Annotated in this window: 23 protein-coding genes, 1 tRNA gene and 1 pseudogene; 16 read left to right on the forward strand and 9 right to left on the reverse strand. The window is 65.9% G+C overall.

The annotated features are described in order from the left end of the window. Positions 1 to 108 precede the first annotated feature (108 nt). Together AC1DWC_RS05495 and AC1DWC_RS05500 are read left to right on the forward strand one after the other, a co-directional pair. Complete coding sequence (locus AC1DWC_RS05495) at positions 109 to 771, forward strand: hypothetical protein (protein WP_477906521.1); 663 nt, start codon at positions 109 to 111, stop codon at positions 769 to 771. Further along, positions 768 to 1,577, forward strand: coding sequence for an SGNH/GDSL hydrolase family protein (locus AC1DWC_RS05500; protein ID WP_477906522.1), 810 nt, complete (start codon positions 768 to 770; stop codon positions 1,575 to 1,577). Before AC1DWC_RS05495 ends, AC1DWC_RS05500 begins: the two co-directional genes overlap by 4 nt. Positions 1,578 to 1,873: 296 nt before the next feature. On the opposite strand, the pseudogene AC1DWC_RS05505 reads toward AC1DWC_RS05500, so the two are convergent. Beyond that, positions 1,874 to 2,804: pseudogene (locus tag AC1DWC_RS05505) on the reverse strand (NAD(P)/FAD-dependent oxidoreductase). A 248-nt stretch (positions 2,805 to 3,052) separates the two neighbouring features. On the opposite strand from AC1DWC_RS05505, the gene AC1DWC_RS05510 reads away from it, so the two are divergent. Continuing rightward, positions 3,053 to 3,559, forward strand: coding sequence for a MarR family winged helix-turn-helix transcriptional regulator (locus AC1DWC_RS05510; protein WP_477906523.1), 507 nt, complete (start codon positions 3,053 to 3,055; stop codon positions 3,557 to 3,559). Between the two features lie 247 nt (positions 3,560 to 3,806). Here AC1DWC_RS05510 and AC1DWC_RS05515 read toward each other — a convergent pair whose 3' ends face one another. Further along, positions 3,807 to 4,163, reverse strand: coding sequence for a winged helix-turn-helix transcriptional regulator (locus tag AC1DWC_RS05515; protein WP_477906524.1), 357 nt, complete (start codon positions 4,161 to 4,163; stop codon positions 3,807 to 3,809). 58 nt (positions 4,164 to 4,221) lie between these two features. Here AC1DWC_RS05515 and AC1DWC_RS05520 point away from each other — a divergent pair, with 58 nt between their 5' ends. The 4 genes from AC1DWC_RS05520 to AC1DWC_RS05535 all read left to right on the forward strand — a co-directional run bounded on the left by AC1DWC_RS05520 (position 4,222) and on the right by AC1DWC_RS05535 (position 10,265). Next, positions 4,222 to 4,983 carry an SDR family oxidoreductase gene (locus AC1DWC_RS05520; RefSeq protein WP_477906525.1) on the forward strand — a complete coding sequence of 254 codons (762 nt, stop codon included), beginning with the start codon at positions 4,222 to 4,224 and terminating at the stop codon, positions 4,981 to 4,983. A 592-nt stretch (positions 4,984 to 5,575) separates the two neighbouring features. After that, positions 5,576 to 6,403, forward strand: a complete 828-nt coding sequence (locus tag AC1DWC_RS05525) for an alpha/beta fold hydrolase (protein ID WP_477906526.1) — start codon at positions 5,576 to 5,578, stop codon at positions 6,401 to 6,403. Positions 6,404 to 6,984: 581 nt separating this feature from the next. Then, positions 6,985 to 7,584, forward strand: coding sequence for a hypothetical protein (locus AC1DWC_RS05530; RefSeq protein WP_477906527.1), 600 nt, complete (start codon positions 6,985 to 6,987; stop codon positions 7,582 to 7,584). A gap of 1,664 nt (positions 7,585 to 9,248) precedes the next feature. After that, entirely contained in the window at positions 9,249 to 10,265 is a 1,017-nt protein-coding gene (locus AC1DWC_RS05535; protein ID WP_477906528.1) for a methyltransferase, read from the forward strand. Positions 10,266 to 10,517: 252 nt separating this feature from the next. On the opposite strand, the gene argS is transcribed toward AC1DWC_RS05535, so the two are convergent. From argS to AC1DWC_RS05560, 5 genes are all read right to left on the reverse strand, one after another. After that, a complete protein-coding gene (argS, locus tag AC1DWC_RS05540; protein WP_477906529.1) occupies positions 10,518 to 12,170 on the reverse strand; it encodes an arginine--tRNA ligase in 1,653 nt (550 codons plus the stop codon). Between the two features lie 519 nt (positions 12,171 to 12,689). Continuing rightward, positions 12,690 to 13,130, reverse strand: coding sequence for an SgcJ/EcaC family oxidoreductase (locus AC1DWC_RS05545; protein WP_477906530.1), 441 nt, complete (start codon positions 13,128 to 13,130; stop codon positions 12,690 to 12,692). Between the two features lie 36 nt (positions 13,131 to 13,166). Then, complete coding sequence (locus AC1DWC_RS05550; RefSeq protein ID WP_477906531.1) at positions 13,167 to 13,889, reverse strand: SDR family NAD(P)-dependent oxidoreductase; 723 nt, start codon at positions 13,887 to 13,889, stop codon at positions 13,167 to 13,169. After that, positions 13,886 to 14,287, reverse strand: coding sequence for an SgcJ/EcaC family oxidoreductase (locus AC1DWC_RS05555; RefSeq protein WP_477906532.1), 402 nt, complete (start codon positions 14,285 to 14,287; stop codon positions 13,886 to 13,888). The genes AC1DWC_RS05550 and AC1DWC_RS05555 overlap by 4 nt, the downstream gene beginning before the upstream one ends. Beyond that, the gene (locus tag AC1DWC_RS05560) at positions 14,262 to 14,519 is read right to left on the reverse strand and encodes a hypothetical protein (RefSeq protein WP_477906533.1); all 258 of its coding nucleotides are present in this window, start codon (positions 14,517 to 14,519) and stop codon (positions 14,262 to 14,264) included. The genes AC1DWC_RS05555 and AC1DWC_RS05560 overlap by 26 nt, the downstream gene beginning before the upstream one ends. A 157-nt stretch (positions 14,520 to 14,676) precedes the next feature. On the opposite strand from AC1DWC_RS05560, the gene AC1DWC_RS05565 reads away from it, so the two are divergent. The 3 genes from AC1DWC_RS05565 (at position 14,677) to AC1DWC_RS05575 (ending at position 17,909) form a co-directional block, all read left to right on the forward strand. Next, positions 14,677 to 15,081 (forward strand): MarR family winged helix-turn-helix transcriptional regulator, encoded by a 405-nt coding sequence (locus AC1DWC_RS05565; protein ID WP_269589733.1) that lies wholly within the window; start codon positions 14,677 to 14,679, stop codon positions 15,079 to 15,081. Positions 15,082 to 15,494: 413 nt separating this feature from the next. Further along, positions 15,495 to 15,935: a hypothetical protein gene (locus AC1DWC_RS05570; RefSeq protein ID WP_477906534.1), complete on the forward strand. Its 441-nt coding sequence runs from the start codon at positions 15,495 to 15,497 to the stop codon at positions 15,933 to 15,935. A 795-nt stretch (positions 15,936 to 16,730) separates the two neighbouring features. Continuing rightward, complete coding sequence (locus AC1DWC_RS05575) at positions 16,731 to 17,909, forward strand: hypothetical protein (RefSeq protein ID WP_477906535.1); 1,179 nt, start codon at positions 16,731 to 16,733, stop codon at positions 17,907 to 17,909. A 798-nt stretch (positions 17,910 to 18,707) separates the two neighbouring features. Here AC1DWC_RS05575 and AC1DWC_RS05580 read toward each other — a convergent pair. Beyond that, on the reverse strand, positions 18,708 to 19,031 hold the full coding sequence (locus tag AC1DWC_RS05580) for a YbjQ family protein (protein WP_477839132.1): 324 nt from the start codon (positions 19,029 to 19,031) through the stop codon (positions 18,708 to 18,710). Between the two features lie 119 nt (positions 19,032 to 19,150). On the opposite strand from AC1DWC_RS05580, the gene AC1DWC_RS05585 reads away from it, so the two are divergent. The 4 genes from AC1DWC_RS05585 to AC1DWC_RS05600 all read left to right on the forward strand — a co-directional run bounded on the left by AC1DWC_RS05585 (position 19,151) and on the right by AC1DWC_RS05600 (position 22,467). Then, positions 19,151 to 20,782 (forward strand): alpha/beta hydrolase, encoded by a 1,632-nt coding sequence (locus AC1DWC_RS05585; protein WP_477906536.1) that lies wholly within the window; start codon positions 19,151 to 19,153, stop codon positions 20,780 to 20,782. A gap of 49 nt (positions 20,783 to 20,831) precedes the next feature. After that, positions 20,832 to 21,110, forward strand: coding sequence for a hypothetical protein (locus AC1DWC_RS05590; protein ID WP_477839128.1), 279 nt, complete (start codon positions 20,832 to 20,834; stop codon positions 21,108 to 21,110). Between the two features lie 599 nt (positions 21,111 to 21,709). Continuing rightward, the gene (locus AC1DWC_RS05595; RefSeq protein ID WP_477844074.1) at positions 21,710 to 22,066 is read left to right on the forward strand and encodes a PadR family transcriptional regulator; all 357 of its coding nucleotides are present in this window, start codon (positions 21,710 to 21,712) and stop codon (positions 22,064 to 22,066) included. Continuing rightward, positions 22,063 to 22,467, forward strand: coding sequence for a hypothetical protein (locus AC1DWC_RS05600; protein WP_477906537.1), 405 nt, complete (start codon positions 22,063 to 22,065; stop codon positions 22,465 to 22,467). Before AC1DWC_RS05595 ends, AC1DWC_RS05600 begins: the two co-directional genes overlap by 4 nt. A gap of 253 nt (positions 22,468 to 22,720) precedes the next feature. On the opposite strand, the gene AC1DWC_RS05605 is transcribed toward AC1DWC_RS05600, so the two are convergent. After that, a tRNA-Gly gene (locus AC1DWC_RS05605) sits at positions 22,721 to 22,794 on the reverse strand. Between the two features lie 77 nt (positions 22,795 to 22,871). Between AC1DWC_RS05605 and dcd the strand changes: the two genes are divergently transcribed. Further along, on the forward strand, positions 22,872 to 23,450 hold the full coding sequence (gene dcd, locus AC1DWC_RS05610) for a dCTP deaminase (protein WP_477906538.1): 579 nt from the start codon (positions 22,872 to 22,874) through the stop codon (positions 23,448 to 23,450). A 191-nt stretch (positions 23,451 to 23,641) separates the two neighbouring features. Continuing rightward, positions 23,642 to 24,967 (forward strand): UDP-glucose dehydrogenase family protein, encoded by a 1,326-nt coding sequence (locus tag AC1DWC_RS05615; RefSeq protein ID WP_477906539.1) that lies wholly within the window; start codon positions 23,642 to 23,644, stop codon positions 24,965 to 24,967. Positions 24,968 to 25,084: the final 117 nt, after the last annotated feature.

The raw sequence follows: 25,084 nt of genomic DNA on the forward strand, positions 1-25,084 counted from the left end.
GCCGTCGGACAGCGACCGAGCGGACCGTCGGGCGGCGTGCAAACACTCGACCGGGCGCCGGGCCCGGCGCCAGGGAGACGGCGGCAGGACGGGCCGCCGTTACCGCCGGTGGCGATCGCCGCCGTCGCGCTGTTCATGGCCTCGCTGGTGCTGCCGATCGTGCTGGGCGGCGGGGCCGTCTACCCCTCGCCGTTCGCCCCGGGGGAGGAGATCGTCGGCTACTTCCGGGACCACTCGGACCAGGTGCTGGTCGCGAGCCTGCTGCAGTTCGCCGCCTCGCTGCCGCTGGCCGTCTTCGCCGCGGTCGTGTCGGTTCGGCTGGGCCGGCTCGGGGTGCAGGCACCCGGTCCCCGGATCGGTTTCGCGGGCGGCGTTCTGGCCGCGGCTGCGCTGGCGATGTCGGCCGGCTTCAGCTGGGCAGTGACCCGGCCGGAGGTCCTGGCGCACGACGAACTGATCCGGCTGATGCACGACCTGGCCTTCGTCACCGGCGGGGCCGGGTTCGTGGTGCCGCTGGGACTGCTCGTGGCCGGCATCGCCGTGCCCGGGCTGCTGGCCCGGTTGCTGCCCCGCTGGCACGCCTGGGCGGGCCTGGTGATCGCGGCGGTGGCGATGGTCGCGACGCTGTCTGTGGCGTTGCCCGGCCTGTCGATCCTGCTGCCGATCGCCCGCTTCCCGGCCTTCGCCTGGATCGTGTCGGCGGCCTTCTTGCTGCCGCGCCGGCGGGCCCGGCGTGGCGAAACCACTGCGAATCAAGGGAGTTCACGATGAGCAATCCAATGTTGCCCAAGCTGGTGCGGTTTCAGCGGCCGAAGCGGGCGCTGCCATGGGCGCGGCCGGACCGGGCCACCGAGGCGGCGGTGTTCGGCACCGACCTGGCGGGATACGAGGCCGCGCTGGCCGATCTGGATCGCCAGCGGGACGAGGCCGCCGACCGGCTTATCGCGGACGCGGGGGTGGCGGATCGGTTGCGTCGCCTGCCGTTCGCCGCGGGGGAACGCATCGTGGCGATCGGCGAGAGCACCACGGCCGACCGATTGTCCTGGTTCGAGGTGCTACGCACACTGATCGCTCGGCACCGGCCCGACCTGGGGTTGGAGCTGATCAACCTCGCGGTGTCGGGGGCGTCCACCACGGGGACGCTGGCCGGACTGGCCGGGATCCGCAGGCAGCCGGCGGATCGGGTGTTCATCCTGTTGGGCGGCAACGACATCCAGCGGTACGGTGTCGACGGGCCGCGGCTGGTCAGCGAGGCCGAGTCCGAGCGGAACCTGAGGCTTCTCCGCGAGCGAGCATCCGGCGATGCGGCGCAATGGATCTGGCTGACCCCGCCGCCGGTGGACGAGGCGGCAGTCGCCGCGTTCCCGTTCTTCGGCGGCGCGGGACTGCACTGGTCCAACGACGACGTCCGACGCACGGGCGGTGCGATCCGCCGGATCGCGGGGGACCGGGACCTGGTTATCGACACGAGCCCGGCCGTCACGGGGCCCGAATCGTTGCTCGAGGACGGGGTCCATCCCCAGGCCGCGACCCAGGCGGCCGTGGCGGGCCTGGTCTTGGACGCATTGACCCGGTGACGAGGTAGCGGATGGGTCAGGATGGTCCGCATGCGTGAGATCACCCTCGACCTAGGCATGTCTCCTAGCGGCGTGAATGGAGGGGTGTTCACCAATGGCGGTTCGTTCTGGGCTGCATGCGGATTGAGTAGGTTGACCAGTCGGTAATCACACCTAAGGAGGGCTCCAGATCACACAAATCTGGATGATTTCCAGTTTGTGGCAGGAATGCGTGCGATCAGGTGTCCGACATGAGCAGCGGCGATCCACCTCAACGCAATTGCCCACTGGCCCCCCCGCGGGCCGTGCCCGCGCACTCAGTGGACTGTCGCCACAGCTTGCTCCACATCTTGCGCAAGAAGGTAGTGGTTGAGCGCGATGGCGGCCTTCGACCCCGCGCCGGCGGCCGTGATCAGCTGGGCCGGCGAGTCGACGACATTGCCGGCAGCCCACACTCCGGGCACGCTGGTGAGCCCGGTCGGATCGGTTGCCGCCCAACCGTCCTCGCCCGTGTCGCACCCCAGATCGGTGAGCAGGTCGTCATGTGGCACGAAGCGCGGGCCAACGAACACCGTTGACCGCGGGCACGACCTGGCCGTCCGCAAGCTCGACACCGCACAGCTGCCCGTCCTCCATCACGATTCGTGTCACGTCTCCGTCGACGACGCGGATCCCGCGGGCGGTAAGTCGGGTGCGTTCTTCGGTGTCCAGGACGATCCGGTTCGGAAAGAAGGTCACGTCGGCGGACCATTGGCGCACCAGTGACGCCTGGTGGATTGTGAACGGCCTGTTGTCGCCGCCGAGCACTGCGATGGGCGTGTCCCGAACCTCGTACCCGTGGCAGTAGGGGCAGTGCAGGACGCCGATTCCCCACTGCTCGCGTAGGCCGGGGATCTCGGGCAATTCGTCGCGCAGTCCGGTGGCGACGATGACCCCACGCGTCGCTATGTCAGGTCCGCCGCTTCGACGCACGACGAACCGACGTTCACCGAGTTTCTCGATGGCCAGCACTCGGCCCTGCATCACCTCGCCGCCGTACCCAATCACTTCGGCCCGGCCGACGGCGAGCAGCTGCGCGGGGGACATTCCGTCCCGAGACAAGAAGCCGTGGACGTGTTCTGCCGGGGCGTTGCGGGGTTCGCCGGCATCAACCACGGCCACCCGACGGCGAGCGCGGGCCAGTACCGTCGCAGCGCTCAGCCCTGCCGCACCGCCGCCGATCACCACTGCGTCGTACTCCACTGCGATTCCCCTCCCGCCCTTGCCAATGCATGGCGCGAGCACGTCCACTAAGTCCGTCGATGTCGAACTTCCGCAACCTTCAAAGGCTTTCGATTCAGCCACTGCTGGCGAGGTTCGCGACCTCTATCAGGCGTTCGTTCCTCGCCGCGCCTCCACTGGAGCCCCCACCGGCCGTCGCGGCCCGCCGTCGGCGGAGGCGGTGGGCTACGCTGGGAACCTAACAGACTGTTTACTAGTTAACAAAGATGGTGGCGATGACTGACTCCACTCTTCGATCGCGCACCTGCGAGCTGTGGGGTGAGCACAACCCCACTCTGGATACCTCGCCGATGGCTGTTGTGGCGCAGCTCAAACGAATCTCCGCATTGCTCGAGCTGGCCGTCGAGCCCATCTACAAGGGTGCGGAGCTCACCGTGGCTGAGGTGGAGTTGCTCGTGCCACTTCGGTATGCCGACGAGGTGGTCACCGCCATCCGCTTGGCGGAACTCCTCGGTATGTCCAGAGCGGGGGTCAGTAAGACCCTGGCCAAACTCGAGCGCCGGGGCTTGATCAGCCGCGCACCAAATCCCACAGACAGGCGCTCGGTGCTGATCAATCTGACGGACTCCGGGATGCGTGCCATCGACGACGTGTTCCCTCGCGAACTCGATGCTCACGCAAAGCTACTCGCCGGACTTGGACGCGATCGGGACGAGATCCTCGCCACGCTGAATCACCTGGCGGAGGCCATGGAATCACAGCTCAACGGGCCGCCGGCGTAGTCAGCTCGATGCCTGGTGGGTTGCCTGATGGACTTCAAAGGGCATTCAACGCTCGCAGCCCCGGGAACATCGGACACGTCTGCTGCCAGCGAAAACTCTCCCGAAGGCAAGACCGTCCGCGGGGCGCAATACCCCTTCAAGTGCCAGATCGCCAGACTCCTGTGGCGGACCATGTGCCGAGACCATCGTGAGTCGCCATTACTCTCAGAACGGCAATCGGCCTGAGTGAGCTGTATCCGATCCGGCGCTAATCGTCCGGAGCAGAGCGGGTATGGAGATTTTCCGACCAACGCTCAGACCAATCCCAGACTTGCTGCAAGGCCGCGCCGAGCTCCATGCCCGCGACGGTCAACTCATAGGTCTTGTCGGCCCGCTTCTCGACCATCCCGGCGTTCTGCAGTTGCTGCAGCCGCTCCGAAAGCACGCTCGACGAGCACCTTCCCATCCGTCGTCGTAGTTCGAGAAAGCCCAACGGGCCGGGCTCGAGCTCCCAGACTGCACGCAAGATCCATCGCTGCCCAAGGAGCTCCATCGCTGCAATTGTTGGTTGTGCGGAGGGCTCGCTCAGCTGTCGGGACCGTTCCGGTTCTCTTGCACTTCTCATTTCGAACCATCATAGTGGTTCGAAATTAGAAGCGTTTGGGGATTGGGGAGGGGGCGTCGTGAGCGAGGTCGTGGATCTTGATGGTCGACGGGTCGTACTGGTCACGGGGGCATCGCGCGGGATTGGCGCAGAGACCGCGCAGGTGCTCGGGGCGGATGGCGATCATGTGATCATCAACTATCGAGAGAAGTTGAAGCGTGCGCAGGCGATCGCAGACGGCATCGCTCAAGCAGGAGGGACCGCATCGGTCGCCGGCGGCGATCTGTCCGACGAAGTGGCTGCAAATCGCTTGATCGCCGAGGTGACCAAGGAGTTCGGGCGCCTGGATGTGCTGGTCCTGAACGCGTCCGGTGGGCTCGAACTCGGTGCGGGCCCGGACTATCCGATGAAGATCAACCGTGACGCGCAGCTCAGGCTCGTCCAGCTGGCGTTGCCGCTCATGCCATCTGGGTCTCGGATCGTGTTCGTCACCAGCCATCAGGCGCATTTCCACGGCCGCAAGCCTGTGCCGGCGGAGTATGAACCCATCGCGGAGAGCAAGCGCGCAGGAGAAGACGCATTGCGGAACATGATCCCGCTGCTCTCCGATCGCGGAATCGAGCTCACCGTTGTGTCGGGCGACATGATCGACGGCACGATCATCGTGCGACTACTCGAACGCCGGAACAGCGACGCCGTCGAGGCGCGTCGAGACCAAGGGCCACTGCCGACGGTCGAGGAGTTCGCCCGCGCGGTCGCCGATGCCACTCGCAGCGACAACGCTACGGGTCACACGGTCTACGTCGGCGGACTGGACTACCTCTCGATGCCAACTGCCTAACCTGCTGGCGTCCAGCGATCGGCAGCCGTACGCGGGATGGTGCGGGACGGTGCTTGGAGACGTGAGAGAGGAGAGATGGTGGGCGGGCCGGGCGGATGGAGTGAGACGGGCACGGGCGGGAGGGCGGAGTTGAGTGATGGCGGGGGTGTTCACCAATGGCGGTTCGTTATGGGGTGCAGTCGGATCGGATAGGTTCACCAGTCGGTAATCACACTCACGGACGCTCCAGATCACACAAATCTGGATGAGTTCCGGCTTGGTCGGTGCTCGAGCGTCGAGGGGCTACTGAAATCACTGCTCGGGTTCGCCGCCGACTGCTGCGTCGTACCAATTCCAGTGATTGGAGATGCATCTCCGCGCTGTCAGTGAAAGTCCCAGCGGAGCACACCGTCCTCGACTAGTACTCCAGCCGGACTTCGTGATCATGGCGTGAGGCGGCATCGCTGGTCATGAAAGGACACCCGGGACCGATGAGTTACAGCCGCGGAAGTGGTCTCTTCTTGCGAGATGCAACCGTAGAGGAGTCGCCATGCCGCTTCATATTCAACGATCGCCCGAGCACCTGGTCACCGTCGGTGACGTCGACCTGTGTGTGACCACATTCGGGGACCGGCGGCAGCCGCCGGTGCTGCTGCCGTGCACATCGAGACTGTTCTGGGAAGACCGGTTCTGCGACCGGCTTGCCGGCGCTGGCCGGTTCGTCCTGCGCTACGACATCCGCGACACAGGCCGGTCGACTGCTTATGCGACCGGCTCTCCCGGCTACAGCCTCCGTGACTTGGTCTTGGACATCATTGGACTGATGGATGTCTTCGAACTTCCGCGAGCTCACCTGGTGGGCTTCTCCGTGGCCGGATGGATCTGTCAGCTTGCCGCCCTCGACCACCCCGACCGTATGTCGGCACTGACCCTGATCAACACCCGTCCGACGTCCCCAGGCCCGGCGGACTCGGATCTGCCCGGACACTCGGACCGGGTCATGGAGTTCTTTACCAAGGCACCCGACCCGGACTGGTCCGACCGGGCGGCGGTGATCGACTACGGCGTCGAACAGGCCCGGGTACGCGCGGGCGCACACGGATTCGACGAACAGGAGGCGCGGCAGCAGGCGACCCGAATGGTCGACCGCACCACCAATATGGCCTCCAGCATGCGCAATCTGTCATTTGTCGAGGCGGGCGACCGCTGGCGGGAGCGTCTGGGTGACATCACCGTGCCGACCCTCGTCGTCCACGGGACCGATGACCCGTTCTTTCCGTACGGCAACGGACAGGCCATGGCTCGAGAGATTCCCGGCGCCGACCTGCTCCCCCTGAACGGCATCGGCCACGAACTTCCGGCCACGACCTGGGATCAGCTGCTCGCCGCCATGCTGGTACTCCAGCCGGAATCCGTGATCGACGAAGGTGTTGGACAGTAGGCCGGACCGGGGGCGGCCACCGCGTGATCATGTCGTGTTTGTGTGTGACACAACTGAATTGGCGGTGGCGGTGGCGGTGTGGAGAGGTGGAGTGGATGGGTGGAGGGGTGTTCACCAATGTCGGAGCATGCTGGGCTGCATGCGGATTGGATAGGTTGACCAGTCGGTGATCACACTTAACGAGGGCTCCAGATCACACGAATCTGGATGCGTTCCAGCTTGTGTGCGACGGTGGGCGAACCGTCCGAGTGACCTGTCAGGTCAGTGGATGGCCGTCGGCGCGCGACTTAGACTGGGCGGCAAGCGTTTCGGCTACGTTGACCGGGCGGTGATCACACGCAACGAATTCCCCAGATCACAGCAAATCAGGACCGATTGCGTCGCCGCTGCTTCTTGTCGTCCGCCGACGATTCTTGACGGAGGACCGGCCGCCCGGCCACAGTGCTCTCAAGCGATCCCGAGTCCGCGGCCGTCGTGCCGCGGTTCGTCGAGTACTCGGGACATGAAATGCACAGGTTCACCGAACCAACCCGGTTCCCGCCGATTTCGACATCATCACTGTCTTCGTCGACGATGGACTCGTGATGCAGCCGAGTAGTGAATCCCTCTGGCGTCCGGAGGCCTCCACGACAGGGGTGTTTCCCCTGGACGATCCGCGTTGGAAGGATTTGTCGACCAGAGACGGCGATGCTGCGTGGGTGCCCGACTGGTTGCGCGCACTGGATGCGGATCCTGTAGACGGCGAGCGCTTCGCCGAGCAGTGGCCCGCACTCGTTTCGGAAGGCACCACCTGGCCGGCCGCTGTCGCTGCTTTTCCATACCTGGTCAGCATCGCTCGGCGCGTGAGCGCCGAGCAGCGACTCGAATACGTCACCGTGCTCGGGCTCATCGTGAGCGACTCCACGCCCAGCATGTGGCAAGAGACGATCGCCGCCGTTTCGCCTCGGGACACGAGGCCTGATCCTCATGCCGAGGCTCTCGTCGAGGCGCGAAGGATCACCGCCGAGACTGCCACGCTTCCCTATCGGGGCGAGCGCGACCTCCGCTACTTGCTCATGACCCTCGCCGCGCTCAACGGCCACTCGGAACTCGCGGCAGTAATTGACAACCTCGACGACGAAGAGACATGCCCGCGCTACGCAGCACATCTCTGGGGAGCGGGCGGGGGCGCCGACAGCTGATTCGTCCGCGCAGGCCGCACTCGTGTTCGTCGTGCGAGCCGCCGATGGCAGCGTCACGTTGCGCGGTGAGCTCGGGCCTATCCAGGCGTACTAGAGAGACGAGAGAGACGCGCCACGCCCATGAGCGTCTGACTAACTGAATGAATGTAGAGAGAGCGCGTGGAGTGGAGCGGTGGGGGCGCACTCGACGAGTGCGCCCGGAGGCGAAGGAGTTCCGGACGCCCGCCACCCGAGCAGGGTCAGTCGCTAGGGGCTGATCCGCCAGCCGCCTCCGGTTTCGGCGGGCGGGTCGCCAGGAGACCTCACACCCTGTGGGTACGAGAAGTCGCCGAGCCGTCGTGCTGTGCGGTGACCTGCGTCAGGGGACGACCACGTCCGCGGAAACCGGAATGCTCGGGTGGTCGGTTCGCATGGTGAGCCGAACCCGTCCCGGGCCCGTACCCACATGCATGAGCGTCGGTGGTTGGGTGCTGGTGTTGCTGGCGGGTATGGGCCGACTCGCTGTGCCGCTGTGACCGGTGTCGAGGTTCTGCCAATCGATGATCGCAGTGACGTCGCAGGCCAGGGTGGTCGATCCCCAGCTGCCCAGCGGTGAGAAGCCCTGCGAGATTCGCAGTTCGACGGAATGTACAGCCCCTCGGCCCTCGGAGTAGTCCCACAGGGGTCCGTCGAACGCAGTCCCGGAGACGGACATCAAGCCAGCGCAGATGCCGTTTCCCAGCGTCAACACCCGGTTGTATCCGATCTCCGACTGGGCGCACGATCGTGGTTCTGTGTTGCTGGTCCCGAGCTGGCAAGGGCCGGTTGCCTCGGTGGCCCCGGCTACCCCTGGCGCGGCAACGAACATTGCCGCGCTGATGAGTCCGGTTACCGCGGCCGAAGCGGATTTGTGTGAAGTTGGCATGTCCCGAGTATCGAGGATTTCCTCGCGTGTCAGCGTGAGGTGAGTCGACCGGTTTGCTGCCGGTTGGTGCCGAGCGCGCCGACAGCAACACCTTTTTTGGCTGTGAACTGTGCGGATGACACGTCCCCTTCCGTCTTCGACCGTCCGGCGGCGTCGGGCGTGTCTCTGCACGATCGGTACCGGTCACGGCGCGCCGGTCGGGTTGGCTGACGAGCCCGGACCGTGGATGTCGGAAACGATGTGTGTTGGCGAGCGGGTGGCGGCGGCCGCCACTATCGTCCGCGGTGTACCTGGGGACCGCTGCACCGGGAAGCGCCCACCCAAGTTCGGCACACGGCGGTCGTCGACGCAGATCCGAAAATCCGGCCGGAGATACCTGGATTCTGTCGCTCGCGGGTTCATAGGCGAACCCGCGAGCGACGCTGATGGGTGAACACCCTTGCCCCCGGGGTGTTCACCAACTACGGAGCGTGGTGGGCTGCATGCGAATTGAATAGGCCTACCGGTCGGTAGTCGCACTTATGGAAGGCTCCGGATCACACAAATCTGGCAGAGCTCCAAGCCTTGTCGGTCCGGGTGCGCTCGAGTCCGGCATAGGCCAGCTCTCCGGATCGAGATGCCAGACGGGTTTCCGGGACACCTGCGTCGGCCCCTGGCCGAGGTTGGATTCGCTACTAGAAGTCGAGATGGCCGTCCACCTTGACGCTCGTCGAACAGGACTTGTCACCGGGAGGTACGCCGGCATGAGTAGGTTCGTGCCGTGGACAATCCAACGGCAACACGGTCGATCATGGCGCTGGCTGATCTGGCCACACCCATGGCGATCCGAGCAGCGGCGACCCTGAGCCTGGTCGAACACGCAGGCACCGAGGGGGCGACGGCAGAGCAACTCGCCACTGCAACCGGAACGCAGACACAGGCACTGCGACGCCTGCTCGACCACCTGGTCACGATCGGCGTCTTCTGTCTCGATGCCGAGCCCGCCCGCTACCGACCCACGAGTCTCGGTGCCCAGATGAGCGAGGACGCCCCGGAAGGGGTCAAACCGCTGCTCGACATCACCTGCGCAGGCGGTCGCGCCGAACTCGCCTTCGTCGATCTCCTCGAAACGGTCACCACAGGCGCACCCGCCTATCCGCACCGGTACGGGCACGACTTCTGGGCGGATCTCGACGCCGAGCCGAAACTGCGGCGCACCTTCGACGCCCAGATGAACTGGCGGTTCCGCGAACAGGCGCCGGAGATCGCGAAAAGCTTGAACTGGAGCCGCTTTCCCGACATCGTCGACGTCGGCGGCGGAGACGGGCAGCTGCTCAGCGAAATTCTGCATGCCCATCCCGGCGTCAAGGGCCGGGTACTGGACCTGGCGCCCACGGCGACCGCGGCCGCCGAACGGTTCGCTGCCGTCGGACTCGAGGATCGGGCAAGCGCCATTCCCAGCAGCTTCTTCGACCCGCTGCCCGCGGGAGCCGACGCCTACCTGCTCTCCGACATCCTCCACGACTGGGACGACGAGCACGCCCGGAAGATCCTGACCGAGTGCAGGCGGGCCGCAACCCCGAGCGGCTCAGTGGTGGTAGTCGAGCCGGTACGAGGGCACGGCGTCGGCACAGGCATGGACCTGTTCATGCTGATGTGTTTCGGAGGCAAGGAGAGGACGGTCGACGAGCTGATCGAGCTTGCCGCCCACTGTGGGCTCAAGTTCCACACCTCGGTCCCAGTGACGGACGGACGTATCGCGGTGGAGTTCAGCGTCGCGCCCCTAACCGACGGATGAACCGCTGTGGGTTCGCTGGATCTCCCGACCTGGCAGAGTGTCCGGATCGGCGATCGTCAATCAGGACACACCGACCTCGGGCTACCCACGTTCACGGTTTCACTAGGTTTCTGGACGCGCTCAAGGGCGAGGGAGCCAGCCCAATATCGCGGCGTGCCTAGGTCGATAACCGGAGCCGCATACCGTCGGCTATTGCGGAGCACTACTCGACGGCGCGGAAGCGCCGGCTGATTCGTTCATATGGCGTTGTGTTCACATCCGCTCCGGAGCGCTGACGCCGAGCAGTTCGAGACCGTTCGCGAGGACCTGGCGGGACGCGTCGCACAGCTCCAGACGCGCGGTGTGCAGCTCGCCTGCCTCCTCGTCGCCCTGCGGCAGGATGCGACACGCGTCGTAGAAGCGGTGGTAGGTACCCGCGAGCTCCTCGAGGTACCGCGCGATGCGGTGCGGCTCACGCATGTCGGCGGCCTTCGCGACGACGCGCGGGTACTCGCCGATGGTGCGGATCAGGTCGCCCTCGCGTTCATGCGTGAGCAACGCCAGGTTCGGGTTGACCGAGCTCAGCCCCAGTTCCGCAGCGTTGCGAGCGATCGAGCACAGGCGCGCGTGCGCGTACTGGACGTAGTACACCGGGTTTTCGTTGCTGGTACTCGTCCACAGTTCGAGATCGATGTCGATGCTCTGGTCAACCGACGAACGCACCAGCACATAGCGGGCGGCGTCGACGCCGATGGACTCGACCAAGTCGTCGAGGGTGATGACCGTGCCCGCGCGCTTGCTCATCTTCACCGCGACACCGCCGCGCACGAGGTTGACCATCTGCCCGATCATGACCTCCACGGTGTCCGGGTCGTCGCCGAAAGCGGCCGCGGCGGCTTTGAGGCGACCGATGTAGCCGTGATGGTCGGCGCCGAACATGTAGATGCACAGGTCGAAGCCGCGGGCCCGCTTGTCCTGGAAGTACGCGATGTCGCCGGCGATGTACGCGGCGTTGCCGTCGGACTTGATGACGACGCGATCCTTGTCGTCACCGAAGTCGGTGCTCTTGAGCCACCAGGCCCCGTCCTCGTGGTACAGGTTGCCCGAACCCTTGAGGGTCTCGACGGCCGTCTCCACCGCACCCGACTCGAACAGCGAGTTCTCGTGGAAGTAGACGTCGAAGTCGACGCCGAACTCGTGCAGCGTGCGCTTGATGTGCTTGAACATCAGCTCGACGCCGATGGACCGGAAGGTCTCGTGGGACTCGACCTCGGGCAGGTCGAGGATGCCCGGGGCCTGTTTTTGTACCTCGGCAGCGATGTCGCCGATGTAGTCGCCGGCGTAGCCGTCCTCCGGCGCCGGCTCCCCCTCGGCCGCGGCGATCAGCGACCGCGTGAAGCGATCGATCTGGGCGCCGTGGTCGTTGAAGTAGTACTCGCGCGTCACGTTGGCGCCCTGCGCGGTCAGGATGCGACCGAGAGCGTCGCCGACCGCCGCCCAGCGCGTTCCACCGAGGTGGATGGGACCGGTGGGGTTCGCGGAGACGAACTCGAGGTTGATCCGCTTTCCGGCGAGCGAGTCGCCCGTGCCGTACGCCGCACCGGCCTCGAGTACCTTCGCGACGATCGCGCCCCGCGCGTCGGCCGCGAGTCGGATGTTGAGGAAGCCGGGTCCGGCGACGTCGGCCGAATCGATGCCGTCGGACGCCGTCAGCTCCGCGGCCAACCAGGTGGCGAGATCGCGGGGATTGACGCCGGCCTTCTTGGCGGCCTGCATCGCCACATTGGTGGCGTAGTCACCGTGCTCGGGGTTGCGGGGACGCTCGACCGTCACGACTGTCGGAAGTACCGAAGAATCCAATCGTCGCTCAGTGAGAACCTTCGCGGCAGAGTCGCGGAGAAGTTCACTGAGCATGGTCGGGTTCATGGCAACGCACTATACGGACAGGTGTTCTGCGACTACCCGACGAATCCGCTGCATCACCCCTATAGAGCAGGGAGTGAGAGTGCTGGCGATCAGCAGCAGCACGCACCCAGCTGCGCGCGCGCCACACGAAGCTCGGCCGGATGGAGGGGTGTTCACCTATGTCGGTTCGTTCTGGGCGGCAAGCGGATTGGATAGGTTGACCAGTCGGTAATCACACTTAAGGACGGCTCTTGATCACACAAATCTGGATGGATTCCAGGTTGATGGCATTCAGGTGCCGCGGTCAGGTGTCGATTGGAGCAGTCCCGCGGCGGTGGCTGTGGTCGGACCGGGGCGGCGTACACCTGCCTCGCTCCTTCGTCAGCCCAGCGACCGTAGGTAGATGAGCGTCGCCTGCACGCGTCTGTCACCGTCCTGCAGTGGCAACTTCAGAGCCCCGGGAAATGACAACCACGATGACGATTCACATCCTGTCTGCAGTCCCCCGGGCCCCCTCCCTTGGTTGCTGCGATTGGGCCGTCAGTGTGTGGCCGGTCGGGTGGCGGGCTGGAACTTGAAGGACACCGCCTCCATCAGCGGCTTGTGCTGGGTCTTCTGCACGGCCGCGATGCGCCACTGGCCGTCGACGTCACGGATGACGGTGTAGGTCGCGAGCTTTCCCAGCTTCTTCGGCTCGCCCTTCGAGGATTCGCCGCGGGTCACGACGACAGCCGTATCGATGCCGTAGCAGCGGATTTCCAGGATATCGACGACGAGACGGGTGCCCTTCAGGAAGCTGTCGAACAGCGCCTGATGGGCCCTGCCGATCTCTTCGCCGCCGTGGTAGACGGTGCCGACGTAGGTCACATCGGTGGCGTCGGCGGTGAAGCAGGCGCCATAGGCCGCCCCGTCGCCCCGGTTCCAGGCGTCCTGGCTGAGCTCGACCAGTGCACGGATCGCGGTGGTATCAGTGGTGTTCATCGCGAGGTCCTTTCAATCGTTGGCGCGGAGTGAATTTCAGGTCGAGGCAAGGAAAGACAGCGCAATGCGCCGAGGCAGCAGCCGCAGCACGGCGGTGAACAGGCGGTTGGCACGACTGGTGAGCACAACCGGACCGGTGCTGTCGGACAGGGCTTTCCGGGCGCTGCCCACCACCTGCTGTGGCGACTGGATCAGCCAGGTCGGCACGTCAGCGGCCGCCTGCGAGGAGGTGGCGGTGACGCCCGGGCACAGGGCCAGAACCTGGACGCCACGCGGCTTCTGTTCGTGCCACAGCGTTTCGGAGAACGTGGTGACGAAGGCCTTCGAGGCGCTGTAGACGCTCATGCCAGGCTTCGGAGTGTGCCCGAGCGTGGAGGACACGTTCACCAGCGCACTGCCGGGAGCGGCGGCGGCGAGGAAAGCATGCGCCAGCACCACCACGGCCCGGCAGTTGAGATTCAGTGTGGTGAGCGCGGATTCGAGCGGAATATCAGCGAAGTCGCCATGCGCTGCAGCACCGGCATTGTTCACCAGCAGCGAGTATCCGCCGGCGCGAAGCATCTCCGCCGTGACACGGAGCCCGTCCTTGGTCGCGAGATCCGCGACGAGATATTCGTGCCCGTCACCGAGTTCGGCCATCAGCGCTTCGAGCCTCTCGCCGCCCCGCGCCACGGCCGTCACCGAGTAGCCCGCTGCCGCGAGCGATTTCGCGAAGGCTCGGCCGATGCCCGCGCTCGCACCGGTCACCAGCGCCTTCATCGCTCCGCCTGCGGCTTGGTCTCCGGGTCGAAGATGTAGGAGATCCGTTCCATCACCCGCTGTCGCTGAGTGTTGTGGAAGCTGGCGATCCGCCACTGTCCGTCCTGTTCGCGAACCAGCGTGTAGGTCTGGGTCTTGGACAGCTCGGCCGGACGGTCGTTCTCGTAGCGGTCGCCACGGCTGGTGACGATGGCGACGTTGCCGCCATAGAAGCGGACACCGAGATAGGAGTCCGCGAGCTTGGTGTCCTTCAGGAATCCGGTGAACAGGGCGCGATGCGCCGCGGTCAGGTCGCTGCGTCCCTGGTAGTGGGTGCCGATAAAGGTGGTGTAGCTCGCATTCTCCGTGAATACCGCGCCGTAGGCGTCGGCATCATTGCGACCCCATGCCTCGGTCATCGCGCCCAAGGTCGCACACACCCCCCCGCAGGTCGGCGTCCGAACCGCCATTGGGGGTGACCGTCGTGCACTCGGCGACGCCGGTGTTTCGGACCTCGGAGGTCTGGTTCAGCCACAGGTAGCCACCTGCGGCGGTCACCCCGAGCGCGAGAGCGGTCGCGCCGAGCACCCGAACAATGGTGCGGCGACGCGACTTGCCCGATGTGGTCGGTTTCGTATCGACAGCGGTCATAGCAGGAGCCCTCCATGTTATTCTCTGCTTAGAAGACTTCTCTTCCTTGGCGATGCTTCTTCGTTAAGGAAGAGATTATGAGAGAGGGTCACCCTTGTCAACACCTCGGCACGCAATTGATCCGAGCGCCGTCTTCCGTCGGTACCTGAGTTCCGTTGTGCTGCATGCTCAAGCGGGCGCGAAGGCCGTCGATCTGGGCGCGACCGACCTGTACGCGCTGAACATCCTCGAACTGAACGGCGCCATGACGCCCGGCGAACTCGGCGCGCGGACCGGCCTGACGACCGGTCCCACCACCCGGCTCATCGATCGCCTCGAGCAGGCGGGCTACGTGCGGCGGGCCGCCGATCCGGGCGACCGCCGCAAGGTCATCGTCGAACCGATCGACTCACCCGCCGACCTCGATGCAGTGCTGGCCCCGGCCCGGCGCAGGATCGGCGACATCGTCGCGAGTTACACCCCGCAACAGCGTGAACTGCTCTTCGACTACTTCGCCCGCGCGTCCGAGGCCTTCCAGTTGTCGGTCGACGAGATCGCCGAACACGACCGAAGTGCCGATTGACCCCATCGCCCACTACTGCCGTGACGCACCTGGCATGGATCCACTCCGACAGGGCCACGCCGAGTCAAATCAGCGAATGCCCCATCACCATGTGAGAGAGACGAGAGGGGGCGTTCACCAATGGCGACTAGTTCTGGGCTGCATGCAGATTGGATTGGTTTACCGATCGGTAATCACACCATTCTCGATGAGTTCCAGCGACGGATGCCAGGTCTCCCGGCCCCAAGCCTGGCAGGTGAGACCCGTCGAGCCTTCGGCAATGGCAGGCTCTCGCCCTACTCGGGCGTGTACCGCCGATCACCGTTGACATGCAGCTCAGCGGTCGCATCTAAAGCTCGTCGAAAGCAGGACGGCCGGCCGGCAGGTTGCCGTCGGTTGAGGCGGGACGCCAGGCCTTGTGGGAGATTCAACGGATGGTCGGGCGTATCCGGGTACTTCTTGGTGGTGCAGGGTCCAGCAGGCATGTGCTCTTCGCGGCCGTCGCCACGCCGCTGCTGCTCAGTGGCTGCGGTGGCTATTCGGGGCAAGTCATCACTCCCGGCTTTGAGTCATTGCCCCGATGCGCCGTGCGCGAGGAGATCCCGGTCGACGAGCTCGATCAGGACCGGCTTCACGACTGCAATCCCGAGGGTCTGCACATCCGGATGCCGGATGGACGGGTTGTCCAGGTCGACGCAGTGGGTGTTACCTACTCAACGAGCGGCTCGGATCCCGGACTGCCCGGCGAGATCACCGTCATCAACTGGGGCGTGGAAGGGGTGGGTGTCGCGTTTCGTAGCGGTGACGAGCGGCGGGTCTGGGGAAGCACCGACCAGGCCCGGGGAAAGCAGGAAGCGATTCCCGAACTCCGATAGGGGTTGCCCGCATGTCGGGGCTCGATGCCTGTGCCGAGCACAGACGCATATTGGCCCGGTCTCCCGCCGTAGACCTGCCCGCGGATGATCTGCCGATCCTGCGCGCTGTTACGTCGTCTGTCCCGCCACAACGCCGGCGGGATCGCGGCTCGGCGAACCTGTGCCGCTGGCTCTGCAGCGCGAGACATCTGGATGGATGGAAGCCAGAGTCGCCCCATGGATGGGGAGCGACGAGCAGCACGAGGGTGTTCACCAATGACGGAGCGTGGTGGGCTGCATGCGGATTGAATAGGCCTACCGGTCGGTAGTCACACTTAAGGATGGCTCCTGATCACACAGATCTGGATTAACTCCAGGTTGAGCTAGTCAGGTGTGCCATCGTCGGTTCGATGACTTGCCGGCGCCGTCTGAACGGCGACGGGAGGGATTGCCCCCGGGCGGGGTGACGAGTCAGGCTGAGGACGAAGATTCACCAGCTCAGCGACGGCAACGGGCGCCCGCTGGTCCTATTGGTCGGAATGCCCTAGCCGATCCTCGATGGATACCGCAAAACTCGACCGTCGCGGTATTCTTCATCGCAAGGTAGCCCCGCGCCCGATGGCGTCGCCCATCGGATCGTCGAGTGTGTGGGGTTTCACGATGACTGCCGAAATGGCTGATCGCACTCTTGCTGTGTACGTCCCCGGATGGATCCTCGATGACGGCTCGCTCTCACCACCCGCTCGCGGGGACGTCGTCGAAGTTGTACTGACCTTCCATCCCACCGGCCAAACACCCTCACCATGTGGGCAGACCGTGCGGGCAACCGTACGGCCGGTGTTCGGGCACACCCCCTACAGCCACCCTGAGGGTGGCCTGCGGTGGCCGCTCGAGGTGATCGGTGACGGATGGTCCACGGAGTGGTTGTCCGACCGGCCCCTGACGGGGCGAGTCGAACTCACCGGGAGACTCTTCGTCGGCATCTCCTGGACAGCGTCCGACAATCCCGTCCGGGTTCGCGGCAGGGTTCGTAGGGTCCAGCTTGTCGAACAGCGCACCGAACACACCGGCGGCGGGTTGCGCGCCGTGGACGGCACCGAGCGACTGACCGAGGTCGAGTCCACCCCGCACCGCTTCTGGTCGAACTGGGACACGACCTCGACAGCGGACCGCTTCGAGGAGATGGGAGTGCTGCTCGACCTGGACCTCGACGACGTACCGGCCACCGAGGTGGAGTTCGTCGCCGGCGCGGTCTCCGTCGACGGATCCGACGTGTGGGTGATGGACCGGTCGAATCCTGTTCTGCTGCACCTCGATACGGCGGCGACCCCGCCACGGGTCGTCGAGTATCTGTTGCCGCTGACGATCGAGCCGCCGACCGACCAGTGGACCCGCAAGGTCCACGCCGATCGTGACGGGTGCTGGATCACCTCCCGATACGAGGTGTTCCGGTGCGACCGTGCCGGGGACGGCACGCTGACCATCGAACGTGTCTGTGCCGAGGGCGGTAGCAGCGTCCTCGTCGACGGGCGACTGTTCCTTGTCGGTTCCACGTATCCGATGCTCAGCCTTGATCGAAGGTACGGTGCGGTGCGTGTCGATCCCGATGCCCACCCGGTGCGGATGCTCGACGACGAGCGGCGGCTGGTCCCGGTCGATGATCCGGCCACCGTTGCCCGGGTGACGGCTGAGCCGCGACGTGCCGACAAGGCGAGCGGTGCCGACGGCACGGAATGGGTCGCCGTCGTCGGACTCACCGCGCAGTCACCGGACGGCACGCGCCGGCGAGCCGATCTCGATGCGCGCACTCGTGGCACGGTGCACTGGATTCAGCCGGATCCGTATGCCGATCCGGCGAACGCGGACATCATGGCGAGGATCTCGGTGCCGGTGCCGGTGCCGGTGCCGGGTGTGCGGCAGTCGGAGGAGGCGGCGGGCCCGGTCCAGTTGAGGGGGAATCGGCGTCGGAAGTCTGGCAGCGGGTCAAATTGGTGAACGCAACGGGCGTTGATGGGTGAACACCCCAGGCATGGAGGCGGCCGTCGGCCGATGGATGGATGGTCCATGCCATGCAGTGGAGAGGTGTTCACCAATGCCCGAGCGTGCTGGGCTGCATGCGGATTGGATAGGTTGACCAGTCGGTGATCACACCTAACGAGGGCTCCAGATCACACGAATCTGGATGCGTTCCAGCTTGTGTGCGACGTGGGTGAACCGTCCCGAGTGACGTGTCGGGTCAGTGGATGGCCGTTTGGCGCTGCCGGCGGAGACAGCCTCGGCTGGAGTGCGATGACGCCTTGATGGGACAAGCCCGGCGGGACCCGCGGAGGGATGTCCTGGACGATCATCAACCGCGACAGTAATGGGTACACGATGCACTCGGGCGGCACCGGCGGCTTTCCAGGGCGTCGCATGGTTGGAGAGGCGGTCGGGCACATGATGCCGACGTTGGAAGTGCTGGTGGTGTCCTTCGGGTACTGCTGCTGACCCTGGCAGCGGCGATCTCATATTTCTGTCAACTGTCCCAAACGTCAACAAGGGCATCGCCAGTTGGGTGTCGTCCCGCGGGAGGCTCGCCGGAGGCGGCCGCCACCTTTTCTCGACAGCGGCGGTGGCGGCCCCTTTTTCGTCGCGCCGGGCGCCACCGCTCCTCGAGATCACCGCGCCGCAGTGGGCGCTCCCAGGCGAAGCTCTTCTCCTTCACGCGCCGGGGCCGCCTGCCGCATACGCCGTGCCCTCGTCGGTCTCGGGCAGGTCAAGCGGCGAGCCGGCGGACCTCGTTCCAGGTCGCAGTCAGGCCGCGCGCGAGACCTTGACCGCCGTGCCGTAGGCGCAGATCTCGGTCCATGTCGAGCCGAGCTCGGACGTGTCGAACCGGAAAGCAAGCACCGCGTTGGCGCCCTTGGCGGCGGCCTCCTCGACCAGCCGCTCCTGCGCGTCCTGACGGCCCTCGGCGAGCATCTTCGTCATGCCCTTGAGCTCGCCACCGACGATGGACTTCAGCGACGCGCCGATCTGCGAGCCGATGTGGCGGGAGCGGACGGTGAGCCCGAACACTTCGCCCAGCACCTCGTCGACGGTGTAGCCGGGCAGGTCATTCATGGTGCTAATCAACATCGGCCGAGCATACGCAGCGACTCCTCCCGGCGCGCTTCGCCCCGGAAGGGTCGGAATATACACCGTCGCGTACGAATGCGATTCGGAGTAAAGCGTTCCCGCGTACTAACGTCCTGGACGTGCTGAATTCGGGGAACAGTATTGGGAAGTTCCGGTCCCGCACCGGTCGGAGTGCTCGCTTCGGTGCCGTCGCGATCGGTGTGACGATCGGATTCGCTTCCGTCGCAGCACCGTCGGCCGCGGCAGTCCCGGCCGGCGGGGAGCTGGCCTGGGGCCCGTGCCCCGCCGAGTACGCGCTCGATCCGGACACCGACCAGTGTGGAACCGTGACGGTGCCGCGCGACTATGCGAATCCGACGGCCGGATCGATCGATGTCCTCGTCACCCGTCACCGCGCCGAGGACCCGCTCGCGCGCCGGGGCGTGCTGTTCACCAACCCCGGTGGGCCCGGCGGCGACGCGATCGCCTCCAACAGCATGTTCGCGCAGGCGCTTCCCGAACAGATCCGCCGGCAGTGGGACTTCATCGGTGTGCAGCCGCGGGGTCTCGCGCATGCTGGGGCGGTCGAATGCGCCGTCACCCCGGAGCTTTTCGCCGCGATGAACGTCGGCTTCGCGGGTGGGGCGGCGCGGCTGGCCTGCGACGGCGCGACGCCCGGCGCCACCGCGCACATCACGACGGAGAACACCGCCCGTGACTGGGAACAGGTGCGGACTGCGCTCGGTGTCGATGTGATCGACGTCTACGGCCTGTCGTACGGCACGATCCTCGCCTCGACATATGCCACCCTGTTCCCGCAGCACACGGGACGCATGGTGCTCGACTCGGCGGTCGATCGCGACTGGATGTGGAACGACGTCCTGTGGCACCAGAACGACGGGTACAAGACGCGCTTCTACGACCTCATGGACTGGATCGCGGCCAACGACGCGACCTACGGCCTCGGCGACACCCCGCTGAAGGTGTACCAGCGCTGGTCCGACCGCATCGTCGAGGAAGCGGGCGGCAATCCCACCCTGGCGCCCCCGCCGGCCAGGATCGGAGACGTCCCACCCGGCCTGGAAGGCGTCGCCGCCGCGTACCGGGCCGGTGTGGACCTGACTGGCCCTGCCCGAGTGCAGTTCGAGGCGTTCCTGCGACGACTCGGCGATCCGGCCCACACCCAGTCCGCGTCGAGCATCTATGCCCTCACACGCCAAGTGCTTCCCGCCCGCAACAATTGGCCGATGGTCGCCCGCGTAATCCGGGACGGCACAGGGGCGCTTCCCGAGGGTGTGACCGGAGAGGTCACCGCCGACCAACTCGACGCGATCGTCCGGGCCCAGATGATGCAGGCGGTCGTGGTCTGCAACGAGAACGCGGTCGCGCCACGCCCAGAGAGGCTCCCGGGCTGGCTCTTCTCGACCTTCGTCACCGGCGACCTGTTCGACGCCATCGGCTACGGCTACAGCGCGGGGCAGGGGTGCGCAGGCGCACAGCCGGTGACCGCGGTACCGGAAATCGGCAACAAGGGATTGGCCACGGCGCCCCTGGTGCTGCAGGGATTGCGGGACCCGCAGACGCCGTACGACGGCGGCGTCCGACACGCGCGCGACATGGGTGCGCACCTGGTCACCGTGGACGGAGGGGACCACGGCGCCGCCATCCAGGGCAGCAACCCCACCATCGACATGGCGATCACGGGCTACCTGTTGACCGGGGCCACCGCCGTCACCCATGCGCCGGAGACGCCAATTACCGCGCCGCTGTGAGACGTTGGCATTCCCGCCACCAGCGCCTACGCCCCCGCATCGTCTTAGAGTGGGTATCGAATCGGCGTTCGGGGGGCTGAAAAGCAATGTGCTGCACCTGCGCCGCGGGTACTTCCGGATCTTTGGCCTCACCGCGCACCGACTGCTGCTCGGATTCACCCTCGCCGCGATGAATGTGATGACCTTGCGGTACTGGCACCTCGAACGCGACCTGTCCGACCCCTGGGGACAGGTACTCGGGGAACCCGAGCCGCGGCACACCACTTCGCGGCGAGGTTCTCGTCGAGGGGCGTCACGTCGAGCGAACGCCACCGGGAACGGCCTCTAGCGACCACGCCCCGCACTGGGACCAGAGGCCCCAGGGGAGTGTCGTGAGTCACATGCCGAAAGCTGGCCATTGAGGCGTGAATTCGGGGGTGCGTGTACCGGGAAGCGCCCACCCAAGTTCTGCAGACGGCGGGTCGTCGACGCAGATCCGAAAATTCGGCCGGAAATGCATGGATTCTGTCACTGGCGGGTTGATAGGTGAACCCGATCGACGCTGATGGGTGAACACCCTAGGCGGCCAGAGCTAGATGAAGGGAATTCACCAATGGCGGTTCGTTCTGGGCTGCATGCGGATTGGATAGGTTGACCGGTCGGTAATCACACTTAAGGACGGCTCCAGATCACACAAATCTGGATGAGTTCCAGCTTCGTTGGCGCTCGAGCGTCGTCGAGGGACTACTGAAATCATTGCTCGGTTTCGCCGCCGGCCACGCGAGACCCGTGGTGGCCTGGGCTGCCGAAATGTCGTCAGGACTGGTGCCCATCGTCCGAACCTTGCGGTAGCCCAGCTTTCGCGCGCAGGAATTCGGCAACACACTCGCGCACTAGTCGAGATCACGACTAGTTGTTGATCCGACTAGTACGCGTTACGATCTAGCTATGGGAATCGACAAGTCGGCCGCCGAGTGGTTCCGTCCGGCGCTTCCCTTGCTGCTGTTGCAAGAGCTATCGAAGGCTCCGGCCCACGGCTACGGGCTGATTGAGGTCATCCGTCACCTCGGCTTCGAGACGACAGGAGCCACGGTGTACCCACACCTAGCAAAGCTGCAAGACGAAGGATGGGTTACAGCCGACTGGCACACGCCGGTCAGCGGCCCGCCGCGCAAGGTGCTCACCATCACGGCCGAGGGTCGCGAACATCTCGCGGATAAGCACGGCCAGTGGGAGCGATTCCGAGAGCTGATGGACATCGCGTTGTCGGCCGACCCGGCAAGCGCGGAAGGAGAAACTGAATGAGCTACTACAACGACCTGGCCTGCGAGCTGCGCATGCGCAAGTGCACGGAGAAGCAGGTCGCTGAGGTCCTGGAGACAGTGAAGGAAGGCGTCACCGCCAGCGACGGCAGCCCAGAACACGAGTTCGGCACGGCGAAAGAGTATGCGGCACAGTACAAGGGGCTAAGGAAGGCGTCGCCGGGTCAGCGCGCGCTTATACCGTTCGGGGTGCTTGGCATTCTCTGTGTGGTCGCCTACGCGATCTCGCCGGGATGGTTCTCCATCGAGATCCCGTTCGTCCAGCAGTTCGCCGGGATGATCGCTCTTATCATCCTCCTTGCGGTCGGCTCGATCGTCGGCTCGATCGTGGACAACCGCCTTCCGGCCGGGTTCTCGCCGCCGATTGAGGCGAGGATCGAGTAGCAGCCTGCCGTTCCTCTCGAAGGTCGAGTCCAAATGCGTGATGTATGACGCTGCCAATGAACTCGTCGATGCCCGAACCCTCGCGTGGGAGGCGCGGGGAGGGTGAATCCGACGTATCACCGCAGGGTTGGCATCGAGAGCGTGTTCGCCGACTTGAAGAAGGACTGGCTGACGGTGCACCGAGGCTTCTTCCGTGGCTTCTCGATAGACAGACAGCGAATGGTCGGGAGAGAAGCCGACCAAGCATGGTGGATGGAGCCGATGACGGGAATCGAACCCGCGTATTCAGCTTGGGAAGCTGATGTTCTACCATTGAACTACATCGGCATGCAGGGCTTTTGGCATAGCGAACCACGCCAACCCCTGCGAGGCGCAACTGTAGCAGACAGGCATAATGTCTACCCGTGCTCCTCTCAGATCGTGACATCCGCGCAGAAATCGCCTCTAACCGTCTGGGCCTTGACCCGTTCGACGACGAGATGGTCCAGCCCTCCAGCGTTGACGTCCGACTCGACCGCCTGTTCCGCGTGTTCAACAACACCCGGTACACGCACATCGACCCGGCCCAGCGGCAGGACGAGCTGACCACCCTGGTCGAACCCGCCGAGGGCGAGCCGTTCGTGCTGCACCCCGGGGAGTTCGTGCTCGGCTCCACCCTCGAGACGTGCTCCCTGCCCGACGACCTGGCCGGCCGACTCGAGGGCAAGTCGAGCCTGGGCCGCCTGGGCCTGCTCACCCACTCCACCGCGGGCTTCATCGACCCGGGCTTCTCCGGGCACATCACGCTCGAACTCTCCAACGTGGCGAACCTGCCCATCACGCTGTGGCCGGGCATGAAGATCGGGCAGTTGTGCCTGATCCGGCTCTCCAGCCCCGCGGAGCACCCGTACGGCAGCGCCGCAGTCGGCTCCAAGTACCAGGGACAGCGCGGCCCCACGCCGTCGAAGGCGTACCTGAACTTCAACCGCACCGACACCCGCTAGCGGCGCCGGCTCCGCACACCCCTTCTGGGCTGCGCACACGGGCGTTGCGCGTGTAGGCGCGCTGTGACGGGTGCAACGGGTGTGTGCCGACGCCGGCGCGACCGTTGCGGGCACCGGATGTACATCTCCTGTTGCCCGCCGCCTCGCCCGCGGTACCCGCCGCGCTCACCGCGGCGGACTACCAAGAAGGTATGCGCTGCACCGTATTCGGAACCGGCTACCTCGGAGCGACTCACGCCGCATGCATGGCCGAACTCGGGCACGAGGTGCTCGGTGTCGACATCGACCCCGGCAAGGTCGCCAAGCTCTCGTCCGGCGAGGTGCCGTTCTACGAACCCGGCCTGGCCGACGTGCTCCGGCGCAACCTCGACGCCGGTCGCCTGCAGTTCACCACCTCGTACGTCGACGCGGCCGCCTTCGCGGACCTGCACTTCCTCGGCGTCGGCACCCCGCAGAAGAAGGGCGAGTACGGCGCCGATCTGCGGCACGTGCACTCGGTGGTCGACACCCTGGCCCCGCTGCTGGACCACCCGGCGGTGATCGTCGGCAAGTCGACCGTCCCCGTCGGCACCGCCGCCGAACTCGGTTCTCGCGCAAGGCAACTCGCGCCGGCGTCAGATGCCGTCGAGGTCGCGTGGAACCCCGAGTTCCTGCGCGAGGGATTCGCCGTCGAGGACACGCTGCGCCCGGACCGCCTGGTGCTCGGCGTCGACCACGCCCGCCCCGGCCGCGCCGAGGCGCTGATCCGTGAGCTGTACGCCAGCCTCATCGACGACGGGGCCGTGCCGTTCCTGCTCACCGACCTGCCGACCGCGGAACTGGTCAAGGTGTCCGCGAATGCCTTTCTGGCGACCAAGATCTCGTTCATCAATGCCATCTCGGAGGTGTGCGAGGCCACCGGCGCCGACGTCACCGCGCTGGCGGACGCGCTCGGCTACGACGCCCGCATCGGACGCCGCTTCCTCAACGCCGGACTGGGCTTCGGCGGCGGCTGCCTGCCCAAGGACATCCGCGCCTTCATGGCCCGTGCCGGCGAACTGGGTGCCAACCAGGCGCTGACCTTCCTGCGTGAGGTGGACAGCATCAACATGCGCCGCCGCACCAAGATGGTGGAGCTGGCGACCCGCGCCGTCGGCGGCTCCCTGCTCGGGTCCAACATCGCCGTCCTCGGCGCGGCCTTCAAGCCGGAGTCCGACGACGTCCGTGACTCGCCGGCCCTCAACGTCGCGGGGATGCTGCAGCTGCACGGCGCGGTGGTGAGCGTGTACGACCCCAAGGCCCTGGACAACTCGCGCCGGCTGTTCCCGACCCTGAACTACGCGACCTCCGTGGCCGAGGCCTGCGAGAACGCCGACGCGGTGCTGCTCGCCACCGAATGGGAGGAGTTCGTCTCGCTGCGGCCGTCGGACCTGGACCCGGTGGTGCGGGGGCGGTCGATCGTGGACGGCCGCAACTGCCTCGACGCGGACGAGTGGTCGGCGGCGGGTTGGGCCTACCGCGGTCTGGGCCGGGGCTGAACCTCCGAAACTGGACATGTGACCGAATCCCCACGGAGTGGGAGCGGCCCCCGGCCGTGACGGACCCCTTGGTTAGACTCGGCGGGTCCTGCGGGGGTCGTTCGAGCGCGACGCCCC

It is taken from the genome of Rhodococcus sp. P4_C10 (genome assembly GCF_056402135.1).